Annotated in this window: 16 protein-coding genes and 1 pseudogene; 15 read left to right on the top strand and 2 right to left on the bottom strand. The window is 70.3% G+C overall.

Annotated elements, in window-relative coordinates; genetic code table 11:
• Positions 1-43: 43 nt before the first annotated feature.
• Positions 44-1030, top strand: a complete 987-nt coding sequence (locus ACLQ2O_RS41740) for a zinc-binding dehydrogenase (RefSeq protein WP_425843412.1) — start codon at positions 44-46, stop codon at positions 1028-1030.
• A gap of 45 nt (positions 1031-1075) precedes the next feature.
• Entirely contained in the window at positions 1076-1429 is a 354-nt protein-coding gene (locus ACLQ2O_RS41735; protein ID WP_425843410.1) for a hypothetical protein, read from the top strand.
• A 135-nt stretch (positions 1430-1564) separates the two neighbouring features.
• Here the strand turns inward: ACLQ2O_RS41735 and ACLQ2O_RS41730 are convergent, their stop codons facing one another.
• Positions 1565-2854: a diguanylate cyclase gene (locus tag ACLQ2O_RS41730; protein WP_425843408.1), complete on the bottom strand. Its 1290-nt coding sequence runs from the start codon at positions 2852-2854 to the stop codon at positions 1565-1567.
• A gap of 147 nt (positions 2855-3001) precedes the next feature.
• Between ACLQ2O_RS41730 and ACLQ2O_RS41725 the strand changes: the two genes are divergently transcribed.
• Complete coding sequence (locus ACLQ2O_RS41725) at positions 3002-3178, top strand: DEAD/DEAH box helicase (RefSeq protein WP_425843407.1); 177 nt, start codon at positions 3002-3004, stop codon at positions 3176-3178.
• 81 nt (positions 3179-3259) lie between these two features.
• Here the strand turns inward: ACLQ2O_RS41725 and ACLQ2O_RS41720 are convergent, their stop codons facing one another.
• Positions 3260-4498 carry an MFS transporter gene (locus tag ACLQ2O_RS41720; RefSeq protein ID WP_425843405.1) on the bottom strand — a complete coding sequence of 413 codons (1239 nt, stop codon included), beginning with the start codon at positions 4496-4498 and terminating at the stop codon, positions 3260-3262.
• Between the two features lie 391 nt (positions 4499-4889).
• Here ACLQ2O_RS41720 and ACLQ2O_RS41715 point away from each other — a divergent pair, with 391 nt between their 5' ends.
• From ACLQ2O_RS41715 to ACLQ2O_RS41660, 12 genes and pseudogenes are all read left to right on the top strand, one after another.
• Entirely contained in the window at positions 4890-7466 is a 2577-nt protein-coding gene (locus ACLQ2O_RS41715) for an MXAN_6230/SCO0854 family RING domain-containing protein (RefSeq protein ID WP_425843403.1), read from the top strand.
• Between the two features lie 422 nt (positions 7467-7888).
• Positions 7889-8395 (top strand): hypothetical protein, encoded by a 507-nt coding sequence (locus tag ACLQ2O_RS41710; protein WP_425843401.1) that lies wholly within the window; start codon positions 7889-7891, stop codon positions 8393-8395.
• A gap of 928 nt (positions 8396-9323) precedes the next feature.
• Positions 9324-9398: pseudogene (locus ACLQ2O_RS41705) on the top strand (hypothetical protein); the annotation flags it as partial.
• A gap of 159 nt (positions 9399-9557) precedes the next feature.
• Positions 9558-10259, top strand: a complete 702-nt coding sequence (locus ACLQ2O_RS41700) for a hypothetical protein (RefSeq protein ID WP_425843444.1) — start codon at positions 9558-9560, stop codon at positions 10257-10259.
• Positions 10260-10669: 410 nt separating this feature from the next.
• Positions 10670-12181 (top strand): ABC transporter substrate-binding protein, encoded by a 1512-nt coding sequence (locus tag ACLQ2O_RS41695; RefSeq protein WP_425843399.1) that lies wholly within the window; start codon positions 10670-10672, stop codon positions 12179-12181.
• A gap of 2 nt (positions 12182-12183) precedes the next feature.
• Positions 12184-13125, top strand: a complete 942-nt coding sequence (locus ACLQ2O_RS41690; RefSeq protein WP_425843442.1) for an ABC transporter permease — start codon at positions 12184-12186, stop codon at positions 13123-13125.
• Positions 13122-13970 carry an ABC transporter permease gene (locus tag ACLQ2O_RS41685; RefSeq protein ID WP_425843397.1) on the top strand — a complete coding sequence of 283 codons (849 nt, stop codon included), beginning with the start codon at positions 13122-13124 and terminating at the stop codon, positions 13968-13970. The genes ACLQ2O_RS41690 and ACLQ2O_RS41685 overlap by 4 nt, the downstream gene beginning before the upstream one ends.
• Positions 13967-14992, top strand: coding sequence for an ABC transporter ATP-binding protein (locus ACLQ2O_RS41680; RefSeq protein WP_425843395.1), 1026 nt, complete (start codon positions 13967-13969; stop codon positions 14990-14992). The genes ACLQ2O_RS41685 and ACLQ2O_RS41680 overlap by 4 nt, the downstream gene beginning before the upstream one ends.
• Positions 14985-15863, top strand: coding sequence for an ATP-binding cassette domain-containing protein (locus ACLQ2O_RS41675; RefSeq protein WP_425843393.1), 879 nt, complete (start codon positions 14985-14987; stop codon positions 15861-15863). Before ACLQ2O_RS41680 ends, ACLQ2O_RS41675 begins: the two co-directional genes overlap by 8 nt.
• On the top strand, positions 15860-17314 hold the full coding sequence (locus tag ACLQ2O_RS41670) for an aldehyde dehydrogenase family protein (protein WP_425843391.1): 1455 nt from the start codon (positions 15860-15862) through the stop codon (positions 17312-17314). Before ACLQ2O_RS41675 ends, ACLQ2O_RS41670 begins: the two co-directional genes overlap by 4 nt.
• A gap of 138 nt (positions 17315-17452) precedes the next feature.
• Positions 17453-18262, top strand: coding sequence for an SDR family NAD(P)-dependent oxidoreductase (locus ACLQ2O_RS41665; RefSeq protein ID WP_425843389.1), 810 nt, complete (start codon positions 17453-17455; stop codon positions 18260-18262).
• A gap of 320 nt (positions 18263-18582) precedes the next feature.
• Positions 18583-19956, top strand: coding sequence for an amidase (locus ACLQ2O_RS41660; RefSeq protein ID WP_425843387.1), 1374 nt, complete (start codon positions 18583-18585; stop codon positions 19954-19956).
• Positions 19957-20029 lie beyond the last annotated feature (73 nt).

The following is a 20029-nucleotide window of genomic DNA, read 5'->3' as shown; positions in this document are numbered from 1 at the left end:
GACAACTTGACCTCAACCAACGTTCAGGTAGCACCGTGGCGTCATGACAACGACAATGCGCGCAGCAGTGGTGACCGCCTTCGGCGACGCCGACGTGATCCAGCTCCAGCACCTCCCGGCTCCCACACCCGGCCCCGGCGAGGTCCTCGTCGACGTCCAGCTCACCGACCTGATCTTCGTCGAGACCGCGATCCGCTCCGGGCAGCACGGCGGATTCTTCGACGTCACTCCGCCGTACGTCCCCGGCAGCTCCTTCGGCGGCGTCGTCCGCGCGGTCGGCGACGGCGTCACTGCCGACTGGATCGGCAAGACCGTGACCGGCCGGACCGCCTCCTTCGGCGCTCACGCCGAACAAGCCGTCGCCCCCGCGGAAGGTCTGCTCGAAGTCCCCGCCGGCCTCACCCTGGAGACCGCCGTCGCCGTCTCAGGCGACGGCTACACCGCCCTCATGCTCGAAGAGCTCGCCCCCGACCTGGCCGACAAGCACGTGCTCGTCACCGCGGCCGCCGGCGGCATGGGCATCCTCCTGGTTCAGCTCGCGCACCAGGCCGGCGCCCACGTCATCGCCGCCGCGCGAGGCGAGGCCAAGCTCGACCTGGTGAAGGCCCACCACGCCGACGTCGTGATCGACTACAGCCGACCGGGCTGGGAGAAGACGGTGCTGGAAGCAACCAACGGCGCCGGCGCGGGCATCGTCTTCGAAGGCGCCGGCGGCACCCTCGGCGCCACGGCCTTCACCGTGACCGCCGACCACGGCTGGTTCTCCGCCCACGGAGCCCCGAGCGGCGGCTTCGCGTCGTACGACGAAGCCGAGGCCGAGCGCCGCGACATCACCGTCAAGGGCATCCGCGACCTCCGCGTCGACACCACCACGACGACCGTCTCCGCGACCGAGGTCCTCACCCGCGCGGCCCGAGGCGAACTGGTCCCGGTCATCGACCGCGTCTACCCCCTCGACCAGCTCGCCGAGGCCCACCGCGCCATGACGTCTCGCGAGCTCGTCGGCAAGGCCCTGATCCGCGTCAGTTAGCCCATCGGCCCGAGGGGAACCGGGGGTGGTGAGGAGGTTCTACCGATGACTGTCGAACTGAACAAGAAGGCGTTCGACCACGCCAAGCACCTGATCAAGCAGGGGCAGCTCCAGCGCGACGAGCGGGACGACTGGAGCGAGCACGCGCCGAGCGCGGACCAGGAGAACGACTACCTGGACAAGCACGGCTGGGACGACTACGCCCAGTGGTACCTCGGTGTCGACACCTCGATGGGGGAGGAGACCAAGGGCCGCTACAAGTTCCCGTACGGCGACTTCCGGCGGGTGCACCGGTGCGGGGTGATCAGTGCCGAGTCGCGGGCCGCTCAGCAGAGCTACGGCGACATCACCGACGCCGTCGCGAAGCTGCACGAGCTGCTCGACGGGGACCACGCCTGACGCCAGGGCGTCGCAGCGGGCGGGGTTAGGGGCAGGGCCTTGGCGGGCATCTAGTAGGTAGGAGGTCCGCCGATGACCACACCTGTCCTGAGCCCTGTGCGTCGACGGCGCGCCGAGGCGCGCCGTCGACAGTGGTCAGTTGTCGATCGGCTGGTGGTCGACCGGCGGGTTGGGGCGGGCGGAGACGATCTGGTTGCGCCCGCCGCGCTTGGCGGTCAGCAGGGCGTTGTCGGCGGCCAGGATCAACTGGTCCATGGTGCCGGCGACGTCGGGGTAGACGGCGGCACCGAACGAGGCCGGGACACCGCTGATGATCGCGGTCCGGTTGGAGACGGTCTCCACCGAGACCGTCAGTGCGCTGAGCCGGTCACGGATCCGCTCGGCGACCTCCAGCACCTCCACCTCGGAGGCGCCGGGCAGCAGCACCGCCAGTTCGTCACCGCCGACGCGGGCGACCAGGTCACCCTGCCGCACCTCGGCGCGCACGCTCTCACCGACGGCCCGCAGCGCCCGGTCACCAGCCGGGTGCCCGTAGGTGTCGTTGATCTCCTTGAACTTGTCCAGGTCGAGCATCAGCAGACCGACGCGGCTGCGCAGGGACTCTGCCCGCGCCAGCTCGAGCGGTACGGCGTTGGCCCAGTACGACGGCGTCGCCAGCCCGGTCTTCACGTCGACACCGGCGGCGCGCTGGTACTGAGGCAGCAGCAGGTCGCGGTGCAGGGCGAGCACGGTCACCATCAGGACCGGCACGACCCACGGGTACGACGACTGGAGCGCGGCGATCGCGATGCCGAGGCCCAGTCCGGCGCAGATCACCAGCTGGTGGGACAGCTCGCCGAGCGCGTCCTTGGCCTTGGCCTCCGGGGAGGAGATCAGGATCGCGCCGACGACCAGCGCGTAGTTGACCAGCCACCAGGTCGCCGCGGCGGACAGGACGACCAGCAGGGACCAGAAGTCGGTCGGCACCCGCGGCTCGGTGAGCAGGCCACCGCCGCGCAGTACGGCGGCCGCCGCGGCGCTGGCCAGGATGCAGGTCGAGTTGGAGAAGATCTTGCGGTGCGCGATGGTCCGGCCGAAGACCCGGAACCACGAGTACAGGTACGACAGCACGATCAGCGGGATCACCAGCGACAGCGGCAGCAGCAGCAGGCTGGCGAAGAACCACAGGCACTTGAGGTTCGTGTGCGGGGACGTGTTGGCGGCCATCTCCCGGCGCCGCTCGATCCCGCGGGCGGACTCCAGGTGCAGCGTCGAGGCGACCGCCAGCACGGCGAACGCCGTCCACTCCGCGGAGGTGATCGGCCCACCGATGATCGATGCCCGTACCGCCAGCGCCGTGATCACGAACGCGACCACGTCGACCGCGATCACGTACCCCAGGGCGGTGGGCGGCAGCGACCACAGTTTCCATTGCCGGGGTGGCACCCAACCGCTCCGACCGATCAGAATCATCATTAGCCTCACACTGTTCAGCCTGAACGGTATTGAAGTCATCGTAGTGGCTTGCTCACTTCAGGTCACCCCCACCCCCGGGGGTAATCCTCAAACAGTTGTTCGGAAGGGTCGAGAATCATGGCTAAGACGACGCGCACCACGGGTCACAGCAACGACTGGTTCACCGGTGGCAGCAACGACTGGTTCGCTGGTGGGAGCAACGATTGGTTCACCGGTGGCAGCAACGACTGGCTCGTCGGCGGCAGCAACGACTGGTTTGCCGGAAATGTTCGTACGGCCAGCAACGACTGGTGACCGTCGGTAAATCTTTACTGCCCTCTTACATTCAAACCCCGGTGATTCCCGATCGCTATTCGAGTTTCACCGTACGGCGAATTACCGGGGATCTGCCGCCGCCCGGTGGGCGCGTGCCCAGGCCGCGCCCGCCGCGACCGCGGCCAGCGTGCCCGCGCCGCCCATCACGGCCAGCGCCCGCGGTGCACCGAGCGGTTCGGCGAGCCCGCCCGCGAGCAGGATGCCGAACCCTTGGCTGCTCTTGAGAGCAGTGCTGGCCACACCGAAGGCCTGCCCCCTTTGGTGGTCCGGCACAGCCTGGACGAAGGCGGCACTCGTGGGCAGGTGGTACGCCGACGCGAGACCTGACAGCGCCCACAACCCGACGGTGGGCAGCAGGCTGGGCTCGAGCGCGCACAGCACCAGTGGGACACACGCACCTGCCGCCAGCGGCCCGATCAGTTTCATCCTGCGCTCAGGCGAGATGAGGGTGATCAGCCACATGCCCAGCACGGCTCCGGCCGGGCTGGCGGCCAGCAGGAGGCCCGACGCCTCCTTGCCCTGGCCGATGGCGTCGGCGTACGGGACGGCGAGGCCCTCCACGGTGACGTAGAAGCCGGCGACGGCCGCCAGAGAGATCAGCGCGCGCAGCTTCGGCGTACGGAGGACCAGTGAGGTTCCTGCGACCAGGTCACTGAAGTAGCTGCGCCGTGCGTCCTCATCGGCGCCCTCCTTGGCCGGTACCGGACGACTCCGTACGCCGATGGCGATCAGCGCGGCCGACAGCAGGAACGTGCCGGAGTCGAGCAGCAGGCCGCCGGAGACGCCGACGGCGACGACGATCACACCGCCGGTCCCGAAGCCGAGCACCTGGCTGAACTGGACCACCATGTCGTTGGCGGCCTTGCCCAGGACGTAGTGGTCGCCCGGCAGCACGACCGGCAGCGTCGCGGCGCGGGCAGCGTTGAACGGTGAGCCGAACGCCTGCAGGCCAAGCAGCAGCACGATGACCGACCACAGGGGGAGTGCCTGGATCGCCATCGCCGCCACCACGACGGCCCTGGCCAGGTCTGTGACGATCATCACCTGACGGCGTGGGTAGCGATCGGCGAAACCGGCCAGCAGCGGGCCGAACACGAGGTCCGGGATGAAGGTCAGCGCGTAGGTGAGAGCGGTCAGTCCGGCCGACGCGGTGCGCTCGTAGACGAGGACCGACAGCGCCACCCGGGCCAACTGATCACCGGCGACGGACAGGATCCCCGCGAAGAACAACGCCCGGAACTCCGCGTGCCCGAAGACGTCCCGCCAGCGCGCACGCTCGACCTCCACCCCACCAACCATGCAGAGACCTTAACCACAACCAGTGCTGTCACACCTGCCCACTGTGACGAACAGGGGAATCCCTTCGCCGGCACCTGCCGTGGATCAAGGGTTTGCTCGCGGCGAATCAGTGCCACCTGGGTGGCCCGGGTGTCGTTGGGTTTGCCCGGTCCCTCTATTCTGGAGTTCTTCGGTACCGGGGTCTGGGCGGGGCGGCCCCGACCCTGGTACCGGAGTTCTTCTCCCGGGTGGAGCATCGCTCCCCGGACCCGCGAAAACTGTCGGTGGTGGGCGGTAGCGTTCTTCGTGCCAGGGGCGGCTCCTGGGCGTGCTTCCTTCTCCTTTCCAAGGCCTGGTAGCGCGTCCGCTCTCCGCCCCTGGCACTCCTTTCCGTTCGATGCCGGGAGGTCCGATGCCGGAGGCGCTGGCCGCGGTGCTGCTGCGCCGCCGACGGCTGGTCGACGGCGACCTCCTCACCCCAGCGGTCCGCCGCTCGGCCTGGCAGTGGCTGAAGCGTCCACTGACCACCCAGGCCGGCCTCGGCGCCTTGCAGGCCGACCTGATCCAGCGCGGCTTCCTGATGTCCGTCCCCCTCTACCGGTACGCCGCCGGCCTCAACCCGTTGGCCCTGACCGGTTTCGGCCGCGACCTGCTCGCCCTGCTCGACCAGGAGTCCGGAGCGGACGCCCAGCACGTCCCGCTGTTCCGCGGCTTCCCGGAGAGCGTGCCGGGCAATACCGAGACCTTCTACGTCAACCGCGTGTTCGCCCGCCTTCTGCAGGAGCCCGAGCAGCCGTGCGTGCTGTGCGGTGAGGTCGGCAAGGTGCACCCGGTGTCGCCGTGCGCGCATCTGGTCTGCCGGGCTTGCTGGGACGGCTCCGACTTCAGCGCGTGCCCGTTGTGCCTGCGGCGGATCGACCCGGAGGACCCGTTCCTCGAGCCGTCGTTCGATGAGGTGTCGGGCTCCTTCAGTCCGGTCGACGGCGATCGCCTCCGCCTGCTCGGCCTCGCACCTTCCAGCGCCGCCCGGACCACCGCGGCCGACCTCCTGGCGCGCCGATCCCCCTTGTCCGTGGTCGATCGCACCGACCTCGCCGTACTGCTGCAGCACGCCGACCCGACCTGGCTCCCACCAGTCATCCCGGTCCGCGAAACCCGAGCGGTCGTCATCGCCCAGCTCATGCAGCGGCACCCGTCAGTCGTCGACCTGCTCGAAACCGCCACCGACGCACTCCGACTCCTGTACGTCCTGATGGACGCCGACCCCGGCCTCCGCACTCCACCCGTACGCCGCCGCTCGCTCCCACGCGCTCTCCGCCGCGTGATCCTCTCCCACCTCGATCGTCTACCACTGGAAGCGCTCGTCGAAGACCTCCACCGCCACGAACGCGCCTGGAAACGCCTCGCCGAAAACCTCCACCCCTTCGAGCACGCAACCCGCTACCCATCGGCCGCGACAGCCTTCGCCCTGATCCGCCGCACAGTGCTGGACCCAGCAACACCGGCCCACCGCGCGGTCCTGTCGGAGGTCGCCAGCCACCCCTGGATCCGCCTGGAGCCCACGCCCGCAGCCGGCGTACGGCTTGCGGCCAGCACGTTCGCCAGCCGGGTCGAGGGCGCCTTCGCGGCAGACCGTCCAGTCGCAGCGCTCGATCTCCTGCGTCAGCGTCCGGGCGAGCTCGTGCGCCGTCTCGTGCACCTCGCACGGGTTGTCCCGCCGGACGCGCACGGCGTACTGGTCGAAGCTCTCGGCACCGCCGTCTCCGACGTCTCGCCCGTCGTCCTCACCGCCGCGCTCGGCCAGATCCGCACCCCACCAGGCGATCTGCGCCTGTTCTTCCCCCGCGGCGGCACGACGAAAGTCTGGACCACCGTCGACGAACGCGACCCCCTTCCCGCCCCGCTCGCCGCCGCGCTGGCCGGCCTCCTCGTCGCCGAGCTGTTGCGCAGGGCAAGCGCTTTGCCGCGCCTGCGTCGCGCGTTCCTCGACGAGGACCTCAACCTCCTCGCCGCCCCCGGCTCCGAACGCGCCACCTCGTCGACGTTGCTGCGGATGACCCGGGGGAGTGCCCAGCCGATCCCGATCGACGACGAGCTCCGCCTCTTCCTGCACTGGCAGGAGCCGCCCAACCAGCGCGTCGACCTCGACCTGTCCGTCGCGGTCTTCGACACCGAGTGGCGCTTCGTTGGCCTCTGCGACTACACCCGCCTGCGCTTCGACCAGGACGCCCTGGTCCACTCCGGCGACCTCACCTCCGCGCCCGGCCCGCTCGGCGCGACCGAGTTCGTCGACCTCGACCTCACCGCCGTACGCCGAGTCGGCGGTCGCTACCTGCTGCCCGTCGTCTTCAGCTACAACAACGTCCCCTTCGACCGCCTGCGCCGCGGCTTCACCGGCGTGATGCGTCGCCCATCGGGCCTGTTCGACCCCACCGCCGTCGAGGACCGCTTCGACCTGTCCGGCCCGGCGAAGATCCTGATGCCGTTCGGCGTCGACCTGCAGACCGAGGAGCTGCGCTGGTACGACGTCAACCTCAGCGCCGCCGGGTACCGCCACAGCATCGCCAAGTACGCCGGCCGGCTCGCCCTGATGTCAGCCGCTCTCGAAGAGGTCCACGGCTCCGGCGACCGCGTCTCCCTCTGGGAGATCGCCTGCTGGCACGCCGCGGCCCGTACCGACGAGGTCGTGGTCCGCTGCGCCGACGGTTCCGTCGTCGGCTACGTCCGCACCCCCGACGAAGACACCACCACCTTTGCCCGCCGCCTCACCACCCGCCGCGAACCCGACCGCGTCTGGGACTCCGACGCCGCCCACCGCGCCGACTTCGTCGCCGTCGTCTCCGCCGACAACCTCACCCCACCCCCAGGCGCCACGGTCTACGCCCTGCACCCCCGCCTGCTCGACCCCACCACCCACAACCTCATCGCGGCCCCAGCCCTGCTGTCCCCCTTGACCCCCGACACCAGGGCCCGCCTCACCACCCACTGACCGCCCGCCCCGCGAGCACCCCAGCCGCCGCCGGAGCGACCCAGCAAGCCCAACGGCCCCGGTCGTCCGTCGGCCACCCCGCCCGGTGGCCCATTTGGCCCGGGCGTCCTCCGGCCGGGTTGTCCTCCGGGCGGTCGTACACCCGGACCCGGTCGCTCACCGCCCAGTCACCCACCCCACCCCGGCGCGCACCCCCAGCGGCGGCCGTCCCCAAGTCGGTGGAAGGGCAAGCGAGCGACGCACTCACGTCCCACCCAAGTCGGCGGAAGCGCCGAGCGAAGCCACTCCCACTCCACCCCCAGTCCGTGGTTGCAGCCCGTCAAAGTTGCCGAAGCCTCACATTCCGATGACGTGCCGCGGCGCAGCGGCGACGGACGCGGGGGAGCGGAGTACAAAGGAAGTGTCGGCGAAGGGAGCCAACCATGACCCATGACGTGGTGGTACTCATCGAGCGTGAGATGAGTGAGGGCGACGCCGTACGGGTCGCCGCCCTGCACGCGAGACACGACGACGCAGTGAACTACCACCTGCTCGTCTCCAGCCATCCGACCGAAGGAATCGCCGGTCCGATGGCGTTGCTCGGGAGCAGCTTCGCGGACGTCGCCGGCCTGTCCGGCGGTGCGGTGCACAATCGCGCCCAGTCCGGTACGGCGACCGCGCTCGCGGACCCGCAGTACGACCTCGCCTCGGTGATCGAGCACAGCTCACGCCGCCTCCGCGGCCGCAACCCCGGCGCGGTCAACGTGTCGATCACGCACGGCGAGATCCTGCTCGCGCTCCGCACCCTGGTGAACAGCACCAACAGCCAGGAGGTGATCGTCGTCGCCTGGCCCGAAACCGCGGCCCGCTTCGTCTGCTCCGACTGGACCACCCGAGTCCGCAAGGAGCTCAAGGTCCCCCGAGTCCGCGTAGTGGAACACGACACCTAACCGGCGCCGGGTCCGCAGGCCGACGCCCCGGTCTGGCTCGCCCCGGGCCCCGGACTCGGCCCCGTCCGGGGCCAGCCGGGGCTGGTCTCCGCCCCCGGTCTCTCCGCTGGGTCCGCCCAAGCCCGGTCTCTGCCCCCAGCCCCTCCCGCTGAGTCCGCCCAAACCCGGTCTCCGCCCCGGACCCTCCGCCGGTCCGCGCCCAGGCTGGTCTGGCTGGCTCGCGCCCAGGCTGGTCTCCGCCCCCGGCCGTCGGTCCGCGCCTAAGCTGGTCTCGCCGGTCCGCGCCCAGGCTGGTCTGGCTGGCTCGCGCCCAGGCTGGTCTCCGCCCCCGGCCGTCGGTCCGCGCCCAGGCTGGTCTCGCCGGTCCGCGCCCAGGCTGGTCTCCGCCCCCAGTCCCTTCCGCCCGGCCCCCGCCCCAGACCGGGGTCGGCCCTGACCTCTCCCACCCGGCTCTCCCACCCGGCCCTCCCGCCGGTGCCGCCCGGCCTCGGCCCCGCCCAGACCGGGGCCCGCCCCGACCTCCCACCCGGCCCGGCCCCCGTCCGGCCCAGGCCGGGGGGTCCGCCCCAACCCGGCCAGCCCGGCCCGACCCGCCCGGTCGGCCCGGCCGGCCCGCCCAGCCCGCCCAGCCCGCCCAGCCTCGGCCCGGCCCGGCCCGCCCCGGCCCCGCCCCGCCCCCGCCCCGCCCCCGCCCCGGCACCGCCCGGCCCGCGGCCCGACTCTCGGCCCGAGGCCCCGGCCGCCCAGCTCCCGGCCCCACTCTGCCCGCCGGCTAGCGCCATTCGTGATGACTGCTGCGGATTTTGACGACTGCTCCGATGGACGGCGTCAGTCGTGGAACAAGGAAGCAGTCGGCTGTCCACAGGCAGGCAAATCGGCGCGCCTGGGGCAGCGGGACGGCGGCATGTTAAAGGTGTGAACGAGACTTGTGGTGGTCGCCGCCGGGCGCGGCGGCTGGTTCGGGCGAGGTGATGCCATCGAAGCGGGCTATTCGGACGCGGAGATCGCTCAGCGAGTTCGCGCCGGGCGGTGGGTGAGGCTCTGCCGCGGCGCGTACGCCGAGACTGATGCCGGCGTACGGTCCATGCCGACGTGGGAGAGGGAAGCCTGGGTCCACTCCCGGGTCGCCAGAGCGTACTTCCGGCGGCTCGGCGGTCGAGCAGTGATCAGCCATCAGTCGGCGCTGATCCTCCACGGGCTCGAGATCAGCGATCTGGATCTACGCCGAGTTCACCTCACCAACCTGCGCGGCCCCGGGCGTTCGGGGCGGCACGTGTGTCAGCACGTCGCCGAGCCGGCGATCGGCGCCGTCACCGTGATCGGTGAGGTCCAGGTGACACCGGCGCCGAGGGCCGTGGTGGAGTCCATCCTGTCCACGTCCTACCCGGTCGCGGTGTCGGTGGTGGACGCAGCCTTGCGCGCCCGCCTGGCCACCACCGACGAACTGCTCGAGCTCGTACGACGCTTCGGCCGGCGCCACGGCGTACGGGCAGCCCTGCGGGCCGTCGCCTTCGGGGACGGCCGGGCGGAGTCGGTCGGTGAGTCGCGGATGCGCGTCCTGCTGGCGGTCCTCGGCCTGCCGGCACCGATCCCGCAGGCGGTCATCACCGACCGTTCCGGCGAGTTCGTGGCCCGCGTCGACTTCCTCCTCGCGGAGTGGGACGTCGTGGTGGAGTTCGACGGCACCGGCAAGTACGCCGACCGGGACGCGCTGGTCGCGGAGAAGCTCCGCGAGGACCGGATCCGCGATCTCGGCTACCAGGTCGTCCGCGCGACCTGGTCCGACCTGTCCACACCGGCCGCCTTTGCCGCCCGCCTCCACCGTGCCGTCAACCGAGCCGGCCCCGCCCGACACCGCAGCTGACCCAACAACCGCAGCATCACGACTGCCCCGGCCCACGCCGACTGTCCCGGTGTACGACGACTGCTCCGGTCCACGCCGACTGTCCCGGTGTACGACGCCTGCTCCGGCCCACGCCGACGGCCCCCCGTGTACGACGACTGCTCCGGTTCGTGACGACTGACGCGTATTTCGACGACTGACGCGGTACAACGCGCCACTCGTCGTACAAGGCAGCAGTCATCACGCAACGCGTCGGTCGGCAGCAAGCACGGCGCACGCCGGCGAGGACCGCGGCCAATGCTTGCTTGACAGGTGCTGATGGTCGGACGAACCTAGTGAACCGGTTTGCCCGAGGGCGTGGCTCCAGGTCTGCTGCTCGCCGGGCGGCAGACTAGGGGCCACACTCTCCGACCAAGTTCAGGAGTTCTTGCGTGAAGTCCTACCTCAGCCCCGTGGTCGCGCTGCTCGGATCGGCCGCGTTGCTGGCCGTCGCGGGCTGCTCGGCCGGTTCCGGCTCGTCCTCGGGGTCGGGCTCGCCCGGCGCGGACGACGCGCTCGCGATCGGGCTGGTCGCCGAGCCGGCCAGTCTGGACTTCACCACCACCGACGGTGCCGCGATCCCGCAGGCGCTGCTCGGCAACGTGTACAACGGGCTGGTCAAACAGGACGAGAGCGGCAAGATCGTCCCGGACCTGGCGAAGTCCTGGAAGGTGTCGGCCGACCGGAAGACCTACAGCTTCACCCTGGTCGACACCGCGAAGTTCACCAACGGCCAGGCGTTCACGGCCGACGACGCGGTGTTCAGCATCGACCGGGTGAAGACCAAGTGGACGACCTCGCTGAAGGCCGCGATGGACGTGGTGCAGACCGCGAAGGCCGTCTCGCCGACCGAGTTGCAGGTCACGCTGGCCAAGCCGAGCAACGACTGGTTGTTCCGGATGACGACGCGGATCGGCGCGATGTTCTCCAAGACCGGGGTCGACAAGCTCGCCACCGAGCCGGTCGGCACCGGCCCGTACAAGCTCGGCGGCTGGAAGCGCGGCGACTCGATCGTGCTGCAGCGCAACGACGCCTACTGGGGGACCAAGCCGCACTTCGGCCAGGTCACGCTGAAGTACTTCAAGGACCCGACCGCGCTGAACAACGCGCTGCTCACCGGCACGATCAACGTGATCGGCACGGTCCAGGCGCCCGAGGCGCTGAGCCAGTTCACCAGCAACGACAAGTACCAGGTGATCGAGGGCACGACGAACGGCGAGGTGCTGCTGTCGTTCAACAACTCCCGCGCGCCGCTGAACGACCTCCGCGTCCGGCAGGCGATCCGTTCCGCGATCGACCACAAGGCGCTGCTCGACACCTGCTGGGCCGGCCGCGGCAAGCTGATCGGCTCGATGGTCCCGCCGACCGATCCCTGGTACGAGGACCTGACCGGCGTCGCGCCGTACGACCTGAGCAAGGCGAAGTCGTTGCTGCAGGCAGCAGGTGCCACCGGCAAGACACTTCGATTGCGCTTGCCAACGTTGCCGTACGCAACCTCCTGCGGCCAGGTCGTGAAGAGCCAGCTGGAGCAGGCCGGGCTGAAGGTGCAGATCGACCAGCTCGAGTTCCCGGCCGCGTGGCTGACCGCCGTACTGAAGAACGCCGACTACGACCTGTCGATCATCGCGCACGTCGAGCCGCGCGACCTCGGTGCGGTCTTCAACGCGAAGTACTACACCCGGTACGACGACCCGACGCTGCAGGCCGCGCTCGCCGCGGCCGACGCCGGTGACGAGGCGACGCAGGTGAGCGAGATGAAGAAGGCGGCCCGGCGGCTGTCGGAGCAGGCGGCGGGCGACTGGCTGTTCCTGATCCCGAACCTGATGGTCGCCGACAAGGACGTGAAGGGCCTGCCGCAGAACGCGATCACCGAGTCGCTCGACCTGTCGACGCTGTCGCGATGATCCTGCGCCTGGTCGAGCGCACCGTTGTGCTCTTGGTCAGCCTCGCGGTCAGCTCGGTGCTGGTGTTCGCGTTCCTGGCCGTGCTGCCCGGCGATCCCGCGCGGGTCGCGCTCGGCGTCAACGCCTCCGACGAGGCGGTCGCCGAGCTGCGCCGGCAGTTCGGGCTCGACCGTCCGCTGCCGACCCAGTACGTCGACTGGCTGACGGGGCTGCTGCACGGCGACTTCGGTACGTCGTACATCTCGAAGGCCGAGATCGGGCCGCAGCTCACCGACCGGTTCCAGGTCACGTTGTGGCTGGTCGTGGTCGGGATGGTGATCGCGCTGCTCGTCGCCGCGCCGGCCGGGACGGTGATGGCGGCGCGGCACCGCAAGCTCTCCGGGCTCGCGCTGTCCGCGGTGTCGCAGGTCGGCGTCGCCGTACCGGCGTTCCTGGCCGGGATCCTGCTGATCATGCTGTTCGCGGTGAAGCTCGGCTGGCTGCCCGCGAACGGGTGGACGCCGCCGGCCGAGGACCCGGGGATGTTCCTGCGCCAGCTGGCGTTGCCGGCGCTGTCGCTCGGCCTGGTGCAAGGTGCCGTGCTGACGCGGTACGTGCGCAGCGCCGTACTGGAGGTGCTGCGTGAGGACTACCTGCGGACCGCGCGGGCCAAGGGGCTGCGACCGTTGCGCGCGTTGTGGCGGCACGGGCTGCGCAACGCTGCGGTGCCGGTCGTGACGGTGCTCGGTCTGCAGCTCGCGACGCTGCTGATCGGCGCGGTCGTGGTCGAGCGGGTCTTCGTCATCCCGGGCCTCGGCAGCCTGCTGCTCGACGGGGTGTCGAACCGCGACCTGCTCGTCGTCCAGGCCGTGGTGATGGTGCTCGTGGTCGCCGTACTGGTGGTCAACTTCCTGGTCGACCTGCTGTACGTCGCGCTCGATCCGCGGCTGCGGGTGAGCCGATGAGTGCCTTGACCGGCTCTGCTGTCCAGCGTCGCCGCTGGAACCCGAGCCTGCTCGTCGGCGGCTTCATCGTCCTGCTGATCGTGCTACTTGCCCTGGTCTCCTTCGTCTGGACCCCGTACGACGCGACGCTGGTCGACCCGGCCGGGCGACTGGCATCGCCGTCCTGGTCGCACTGGCTCGGCACCGACAAGTTCGGCCGGGACATCTTCAGCCAGCTCATGGTCGGCTCCCGTACGACGCTCTTCGTCGGGCTGGTCGCGGTCGGCGTCGCGGCGGTGATCGGCGTACCGCTCGGCATCCTCGCGGCGATGACGCGCCGCTGGTCGAGCGAGCTGGTCATGCGCGCCAACGATCTGTTGCTGGCCTTTCCCGCGTTGCTGCTGGCAATCATGTTCGGCGCCGTCTTCGGCGCGAGCACGTTGACGGCGATGGTTGCCATCGGCATCGCCACCATCCCGAGCTTCGTGCGCGTGATCCGGAGTGGTGGGCTGCAGGTGATGCGCACCGAGTACGTGCTCGCCGCCCGCGCCGCCGGGCGTCGCCCGCTGCCGATCGCCGTACGGCACGTGCTGCCGAACGTGGTCAGCCTGATCACCGTGCAGGCCTCGGTCTCCTTCGCCATCGCCGTACTGGCCGAGGCAGCGCTGTCCTTCCTCGGCTACGGCACACCGCCACCGACGCCGTCGTGGGGCCGAATGCTGCAGGAGTCGCAGGAGTTCCTCTTCTCCGCACCACGCCTGGCGGTCTTCCCAGGCCTGGCGATCGCCCTTGCTGTCCTCGGCTTCAACCTTTTGGGCGACGGCCTGAGAGACCATTTCGACCCCAAGTTGGAGGACCGCCGATGACTTCCCCAGCACCGGAGGTCATCAGTGAGACGACCACCCCAGCCGTACTCACCGTGCAAGGCCTCACCGTCTCCGTCCGCGACCTGCAACTGGTCAGCGACGTCGACCTCACGGTCGGCCCGGGGGAGCGGGTCGGGCTGATCGGCGAGTCCGGTTCCGGCAAGTCCCTGACCGCTCTCAGCTTGCTCGGTCTCCTCCCCGAGGACGTGACGGCGACCGGCTCCGTACGCCTCGCCGGCATCGACCACGACCTGATCGGCGCCAACGAACGCCGGATGTCCCGCATCCGCGGCAACCACCTGGCGATGGTCTTCCAGGAACCGATGACCGCGCTCAACCCCACCATGCGCATCGCCGACCAGGTCGCCGAGACGATGCTCATCCACCGCACCCGCTCCAACCGCCGTACCGCCCGAGCAGCCGCCGTCGACCTCCTCGAACGCGTCGAGCTGACCGGCGTCGCCCGCGCCTACCCCCACCAACTCTCCGGTGGCCAACGGCAACGAGTAGTCCTCACCATTGCCCTGGCCAACGATCCCACCCTCCTCATCTGCGACGAACCAACCACCGCCCTCGACGTCACCGTCCAGGCGATGGTCCTCGACCTCATCCTCCGCGGCGTCACCGCCCGCGACGCGGCCCTCCTCTTCATCACCCACGACCTGGCCGTGGTCGCGACGATCTGCCAACGAGTCCTCGTCATGTACGGCGGCCGAGTGGTCGAGTCCGGTCCCGTCCACCAGGTCTTCACCGCCCCCCGCCACCGCTACACCGAAGGCCTCCTCGCCGCCTCCGACCTCGAATTCGCCGACTCAGGCCCCGTCAGCACCCTCGAACCGGCCCGCCGCCGCCTCCCCACCACCCAAGGCACCGTCCCCGCCGCCGGCCACTTCCCCGACGGCTGCGTCTTCCGCACCCGCTGCCCCCAAGCCACCGACCTCTGCACCACCCCACCCCCTTGGACCGGCACCCCCACCACAGGCCACGCCTGCCACCACCCCGCCGGAGCCCCCGATGCCTGAGCTCACCCGGCTTCCGCGCCCGTCCGACACGGCCCGCCCCGAGCCCCTCATCAAAGTCACCGACGTCACCCGCGACTACCCCCGCCCCCGCACCTCCCTCTTCAAACGTGCCGAGGTAGTCCACGCCCTCCGCGGCGTCAGCCTCGACGTTCACCCCGGCGAACGCTTCGGCATCGTCGGCGAGTCCGGCTGCGGCAAGTCCACCCTGCTCCGCATCATCGCCGCCCTCGACCGTCCGACCTCCGGCAAGGTAGTTGTCGACGGCAAGGACATCACCCACCTCCCCGAGCGCCGCCTGCGCTTCCTCCGCGAGAACCTCCAGCTCGTCTTCCAGGACCCGATGAGCTCCCTCGACCCCCGCATGCGCGTCCGCGACATCATCGCCGAACCGCTCGTCGTCCAAGGCCATCCCAGCTCGTCAGCCCGCGTGAAAGAACTCCTCGACGCCGTAGGCCTCTCCGCCGACGCCGGCGACCGCTTCCCGCACCAGTTCTCCGGCGGCCAGCGCCAGCGCATCTCGATCGCCCGAGCCCTCGCCCCCAACCCCAAGATCCTCGTCGCCGACGAACCGGTCAGCGCCCTCGACGTCTCCGTCCGCGCCCAGGTCCTGAACCTGATCTCCGACCTCGTCGACGAACTGGATCTCACCCTCGTCTTCGTCTCCCACGACCTCTCCGTCGTGAAGCACGTCTGCGACCGCGTAGCCGTCATGCACGCCGGCGAGATCGTCGAGACCGGCACCACCGGCGAGGTGTACGCCGCCCCCCGCCACCCGTACACCCGCCGCCTGGTCGCCGCCATCCCCACTCTCCCCAAGGCCCTCTCCGGCGCAACTCCTCAAGACCTCATCCCGAAGGGTGCCCGCCCATGACCATCGAACTCCAGTTCCCCTCCGGCCTCCCGATCGGTGATTCCTGGGTCGAAACCCCCACCACCGCCCCCGTCCACTTCCCGTACGACGGCTCAATCGTCGCCCAAGCCCCCGTCGGCACCACCGCCCTCGCCCACCAGGCCCTCGAGAACGCGCTCTCCATCCGTTCCCAGGTGGCCCACCTCCCGTCCCATACCCGCAGGTCAGCCCTCCAGGGAGCGCTCTCCACCGTCTCCACCAAGCGCGAGGAGTTCATCGATCTCCTCATCCTCGAAACCGGCAAACCCCGCGTCGACTGCGAGGTCGAGCTCGACCGCACCCTCCTCACGTTGCAGACCGCCGCCGAGGAGGTCGCCCGCCTCCACGGCGAGACCGTCCCGCTCGACCTCCTCCCCAGCGGCGAGAACCTGATCGGCTTCTGGGTCCGCAAACCGATCGGCGTAGTCGTCGGCATCACCGGCTTCAACTACCCGCTCCTCCTCGCCGCCCACAAGATCGCCCCAGCGCTCGCCGCCGGCTGCCCGGTCATCGTCAAACCCGCACCCCAGACCCCGCTCGCGACCCTCTACCTCGTCCACCTCGTACGAGAAGCCCTGACAGCCGCAGGCGCCCCCGCGTCGGCCGTACAGCTGCTCACCGGGGGAGTGGACGTCGGCTCCACGCTCACCACCGACCGCCGCATCGGCGCGGTCTCCTTCACCGGCTCAGCCGCAGTAGGTCACCAGATCGCCCGCGACGCAGCCCCCACCAAGGTCCTCTTGGAGCTCGGCTCCAACTCCGCCCTGGTCGTCGCCGAGGACGCCGACCTCGCCGCGGCCGCCGACGCCGTCGTCCGCGGCGGCTACTACGCCTCCGGCCAGGCCTGCATCAGCGTCCAACGCGTCATCGTCGTCGAATCCGTCCGCGCCGCCTTCCTCGCCGAACTCACCCCACGCCTCGACGCCGTCAAGGTCGGAGACCCTCGCGAGAGCGCGACCCGCGTCTCCGCCCTCATCGACGAGCGCTCCACCACCCGCGTCAACCGCTGGATCGACGAAGCCGTCACCGCCGGCGCCACCCTCGCCCACCAGACCCAGGGCAACGATCCACGCATCATCGGCCCCACCGTCCTTCTCGACCTCCCACACGGCCAGCAGGCCTGGGACGAGGAGATCTTCGGCCCGGTCATCGCGATCCGCTCCGTCCCCGACATCGAGACCGCGTTCGAGGTCGTCAACGACACCCGCTACGGCCTGCACGCCGCCGTCTACACGTCGTCCCTGTCCACCGCCTTCGCCGCGATCGACCAGCTCGACGTCGGGGGAGTGGTCGTCAACGAGGTCCCCGGCTTCCGCAGCGACGTCATGCCGTACGGCGGGGTGAAGGACTCCGGCACCGGCCGCGAAGGTCCCCGCTTCGCCATCGAAGAGCTCACCACCACCCGCATGGCCATCATCCGCCCCAACCCTTGACCCGCCCGGACAGCCCGAACACCTCGCCCACCTGACCATCCGACCCGAACACCCTGCCCCACCCGACCGTCCGACCTGAAACCCCGCCCCACCCGAGCCGTACATCCCGACCCACCCACCGATCCCCGGGAGGTCCCCGTGCCGCACGACTACGCGAACCTGTTCCGCCTCGACGGCCGGCACGCCCTGGTCGTCGGCGCCGGCAGCGGCATCGGCCGCGAGGCCGCCCTCGCCCTGGCCGCCCACGGAGCCCACGTCACCTGCGCCGACCGCGACCTCCCCGCCGTACAGCAGACCGTTGCTCTCAGCAACGCTGGCCGCGACACCTCCGATGCCCAAGGCAACGCCGCGCTCACGCCGTACGAACTGAACATCCTCGACGAGCAGGCGATCACCACCGCCGCCCAAACCCTCGCCCCCGTCGACATCCTCGTCTTCACCGCCGCCACGAACGTCCGCAAACGCATCCTCGACTACACCGGCGAGGAGTTCGACCGCGTCGTCGCGCTCAACCTGCGCGCCTCCTTCGACCTGATCCGTGCCTTCGGCAAGCAAATGTCCGAGCGCGGCCGCGGCAGCATCATCGGCTTCAGCTCCATCCGCGCCACCACCGTCGAGCCAGGCCAATCGGTGTACGCGGCAACCAAAGCCGGCCTCGTCCAGCTCCTCCGCACCGCCGCCGCCGAGCTCGGCCCCCACGGCGTCCGCGTCAACGCCATCGCCCCCGGCGTCGTCGAAACCCCACTCACCGAGCAGATCAAAGCCAACCAGCCCTGGTACGACGCGTACGCCGCCAAGAGCGCCCTCAACCGCTGGGCCACCCCCGACGAACTCGCCGGCGCCGTCGTCTACCTAGCCTCCGACGCCGCCAGCTTCGTCACCGGCTCGGTCCTCCACGTAGACGCCGGCTGGACCGCCATCGACGGCCGCTTCACCCCACCCAACTGATCATCCCGCCCACCTGTTCATCCCGCCCACCTGTTCGCCCCGCCCACCTGTTCGCCCCGCCCACCAGATCACCCCACCCACCAGTCCACCCCACCCATCTGTTCGCCCGGCCCACCCGATCGCCCCGCCCACCAGATCGCCCCACCCATCTGTTCGCCCGGCCCATTTGTTCACCCACCCACCCACCCACCCAGCCCGCCCCGCTGATCCAGCCCACTCCGCTTTCCTTCCCTCCGGCCGCCGCGGCCTCAGCCCCAGCAACCTCCCCGGCCGCATGGGCGCCCACCCCGACCACCGCTTCGTCGTACTGGAGACAGCAGATGAGCCTCGCCGATCTGACCGCTATCGAACTGGTCGCGGAGTACCGCGCCGGCGACCTCTCGCCCGTGCAGGTGATCGACGACGTGCTGGCCCGCGTCGACGAACTCGAACCCCGCCTTCAAGCGACCTACGCGCTCGACCCCGACCGAGCCCGCCAGGCAGCCCGCGACTCCGAGGCCCGCTACCAGCGCCAGGAACCGACCGGCCCCCTCGACGGCGTACCGGTCACCGTCAAGGAAAACATCGCCACCCAAGGCACCCCCGTCCCGCAAGGCACCGCAGCCACCGAACTCATTCCAGCCACAGAAGACCACCCCGCAGCAGCCCGCCTCCGCGAGGCCGGCGCGGTGATCTTCAGCAAGACGACCATGTCCGAGTACGGCATGCTCTCGTCCGGCGTATCAACCTTCCACCACCTGGCCCGCAACCCCTGGGACCTCACCAAAACCCCCGGCGGCTCGAGCGCCGGCGCCGCCGCGGCGGCCGCCGCCGGCTACGGCCCGATCCACCTCGGTACCGACATCGGCGGCTCGATCCGCCTCCCCGCCGGCTGGTGCGGCGTCATCGGCCTCAAGCCGACCCACGGCCGAGTAGCCGTCGGAAACCCCTACCCAGGTAGAGCAATCGGCCCGATCACCCGTACGGCGTCCGACGCGGCCCTCACCCTCCAGGTCATCTCCGGCCCCGACCGCCGAGACCATACTTCCCTCCCACCCTTCACCGACGACCCCCGTCCACTCACGATGCAAGGCACCAAGATCGCCCTGCTCCTGGACGCCGGCCCAGGCCTCCCCGTCGACCCCGAAATCACCGCGGCTGTCACCAAAGCAGCCCAGACCCTCGAGGCCGTCGGCGCCATCATCACCGAGATCCCGCCGATCATCACCCGAGAGATGCTCGACGGCCTCGACCGCTTCTGGCGCGTCCGCTCCGCCTACGACCTGGCCGCCCTTCCCGCGAACCGCCGCGCCAAGGTCCTCCCCGCCATCCGCGAGTGGACCAGCACCGCCGACTCCCTCACCCCGTACGACGTCTTCCACGGCCACACCCAGATGCAGTCGATGTCCACGGCAGTCGACCAGGCCTTCGCCGCGTACGACTTCATCCTCTCGCCGACGTCCCCCATCCCGGCCTTCCCCGCCGACCAGGCCTACCCCACCAACAACCCCCTCCAGCCCTTCGAACACATCGCCTTCACCGTCCCGTACAACATGTCCACCCACCCCGCCACCACCGTCAACTGCGGCCACACCCAGACAGGCCTCCCCATCGGCCTGCAGATAGCGGCCCCCCGCTTCCAAGACCTCCGCGCCCTGGCCCTGGCGGCGTACCTGGAGACGACTCTCCCGACCAACCCCTGGCCGACCTTCTAGGGCGTGTCTGCTAAATCCGGGCGGCGCTGTCGTTGATGATTGGTTGGTGCTTCGTTCTGGTGTGATTTCTGAT

It is taken from the genome of Kribbella sp. DT2, from assembly GCF_049844575.1.
Taxonomy (GTDB): domain Bacteria; phylum Actinomycetota; class Actinomycetes; order Propionibacteriales; family Kribbellaceae; genus Kribbella.
Note: the sequence above shows the minus strand (reverse complement) of the source record. Positions and strands in the feature narration are given on the sequence as shown.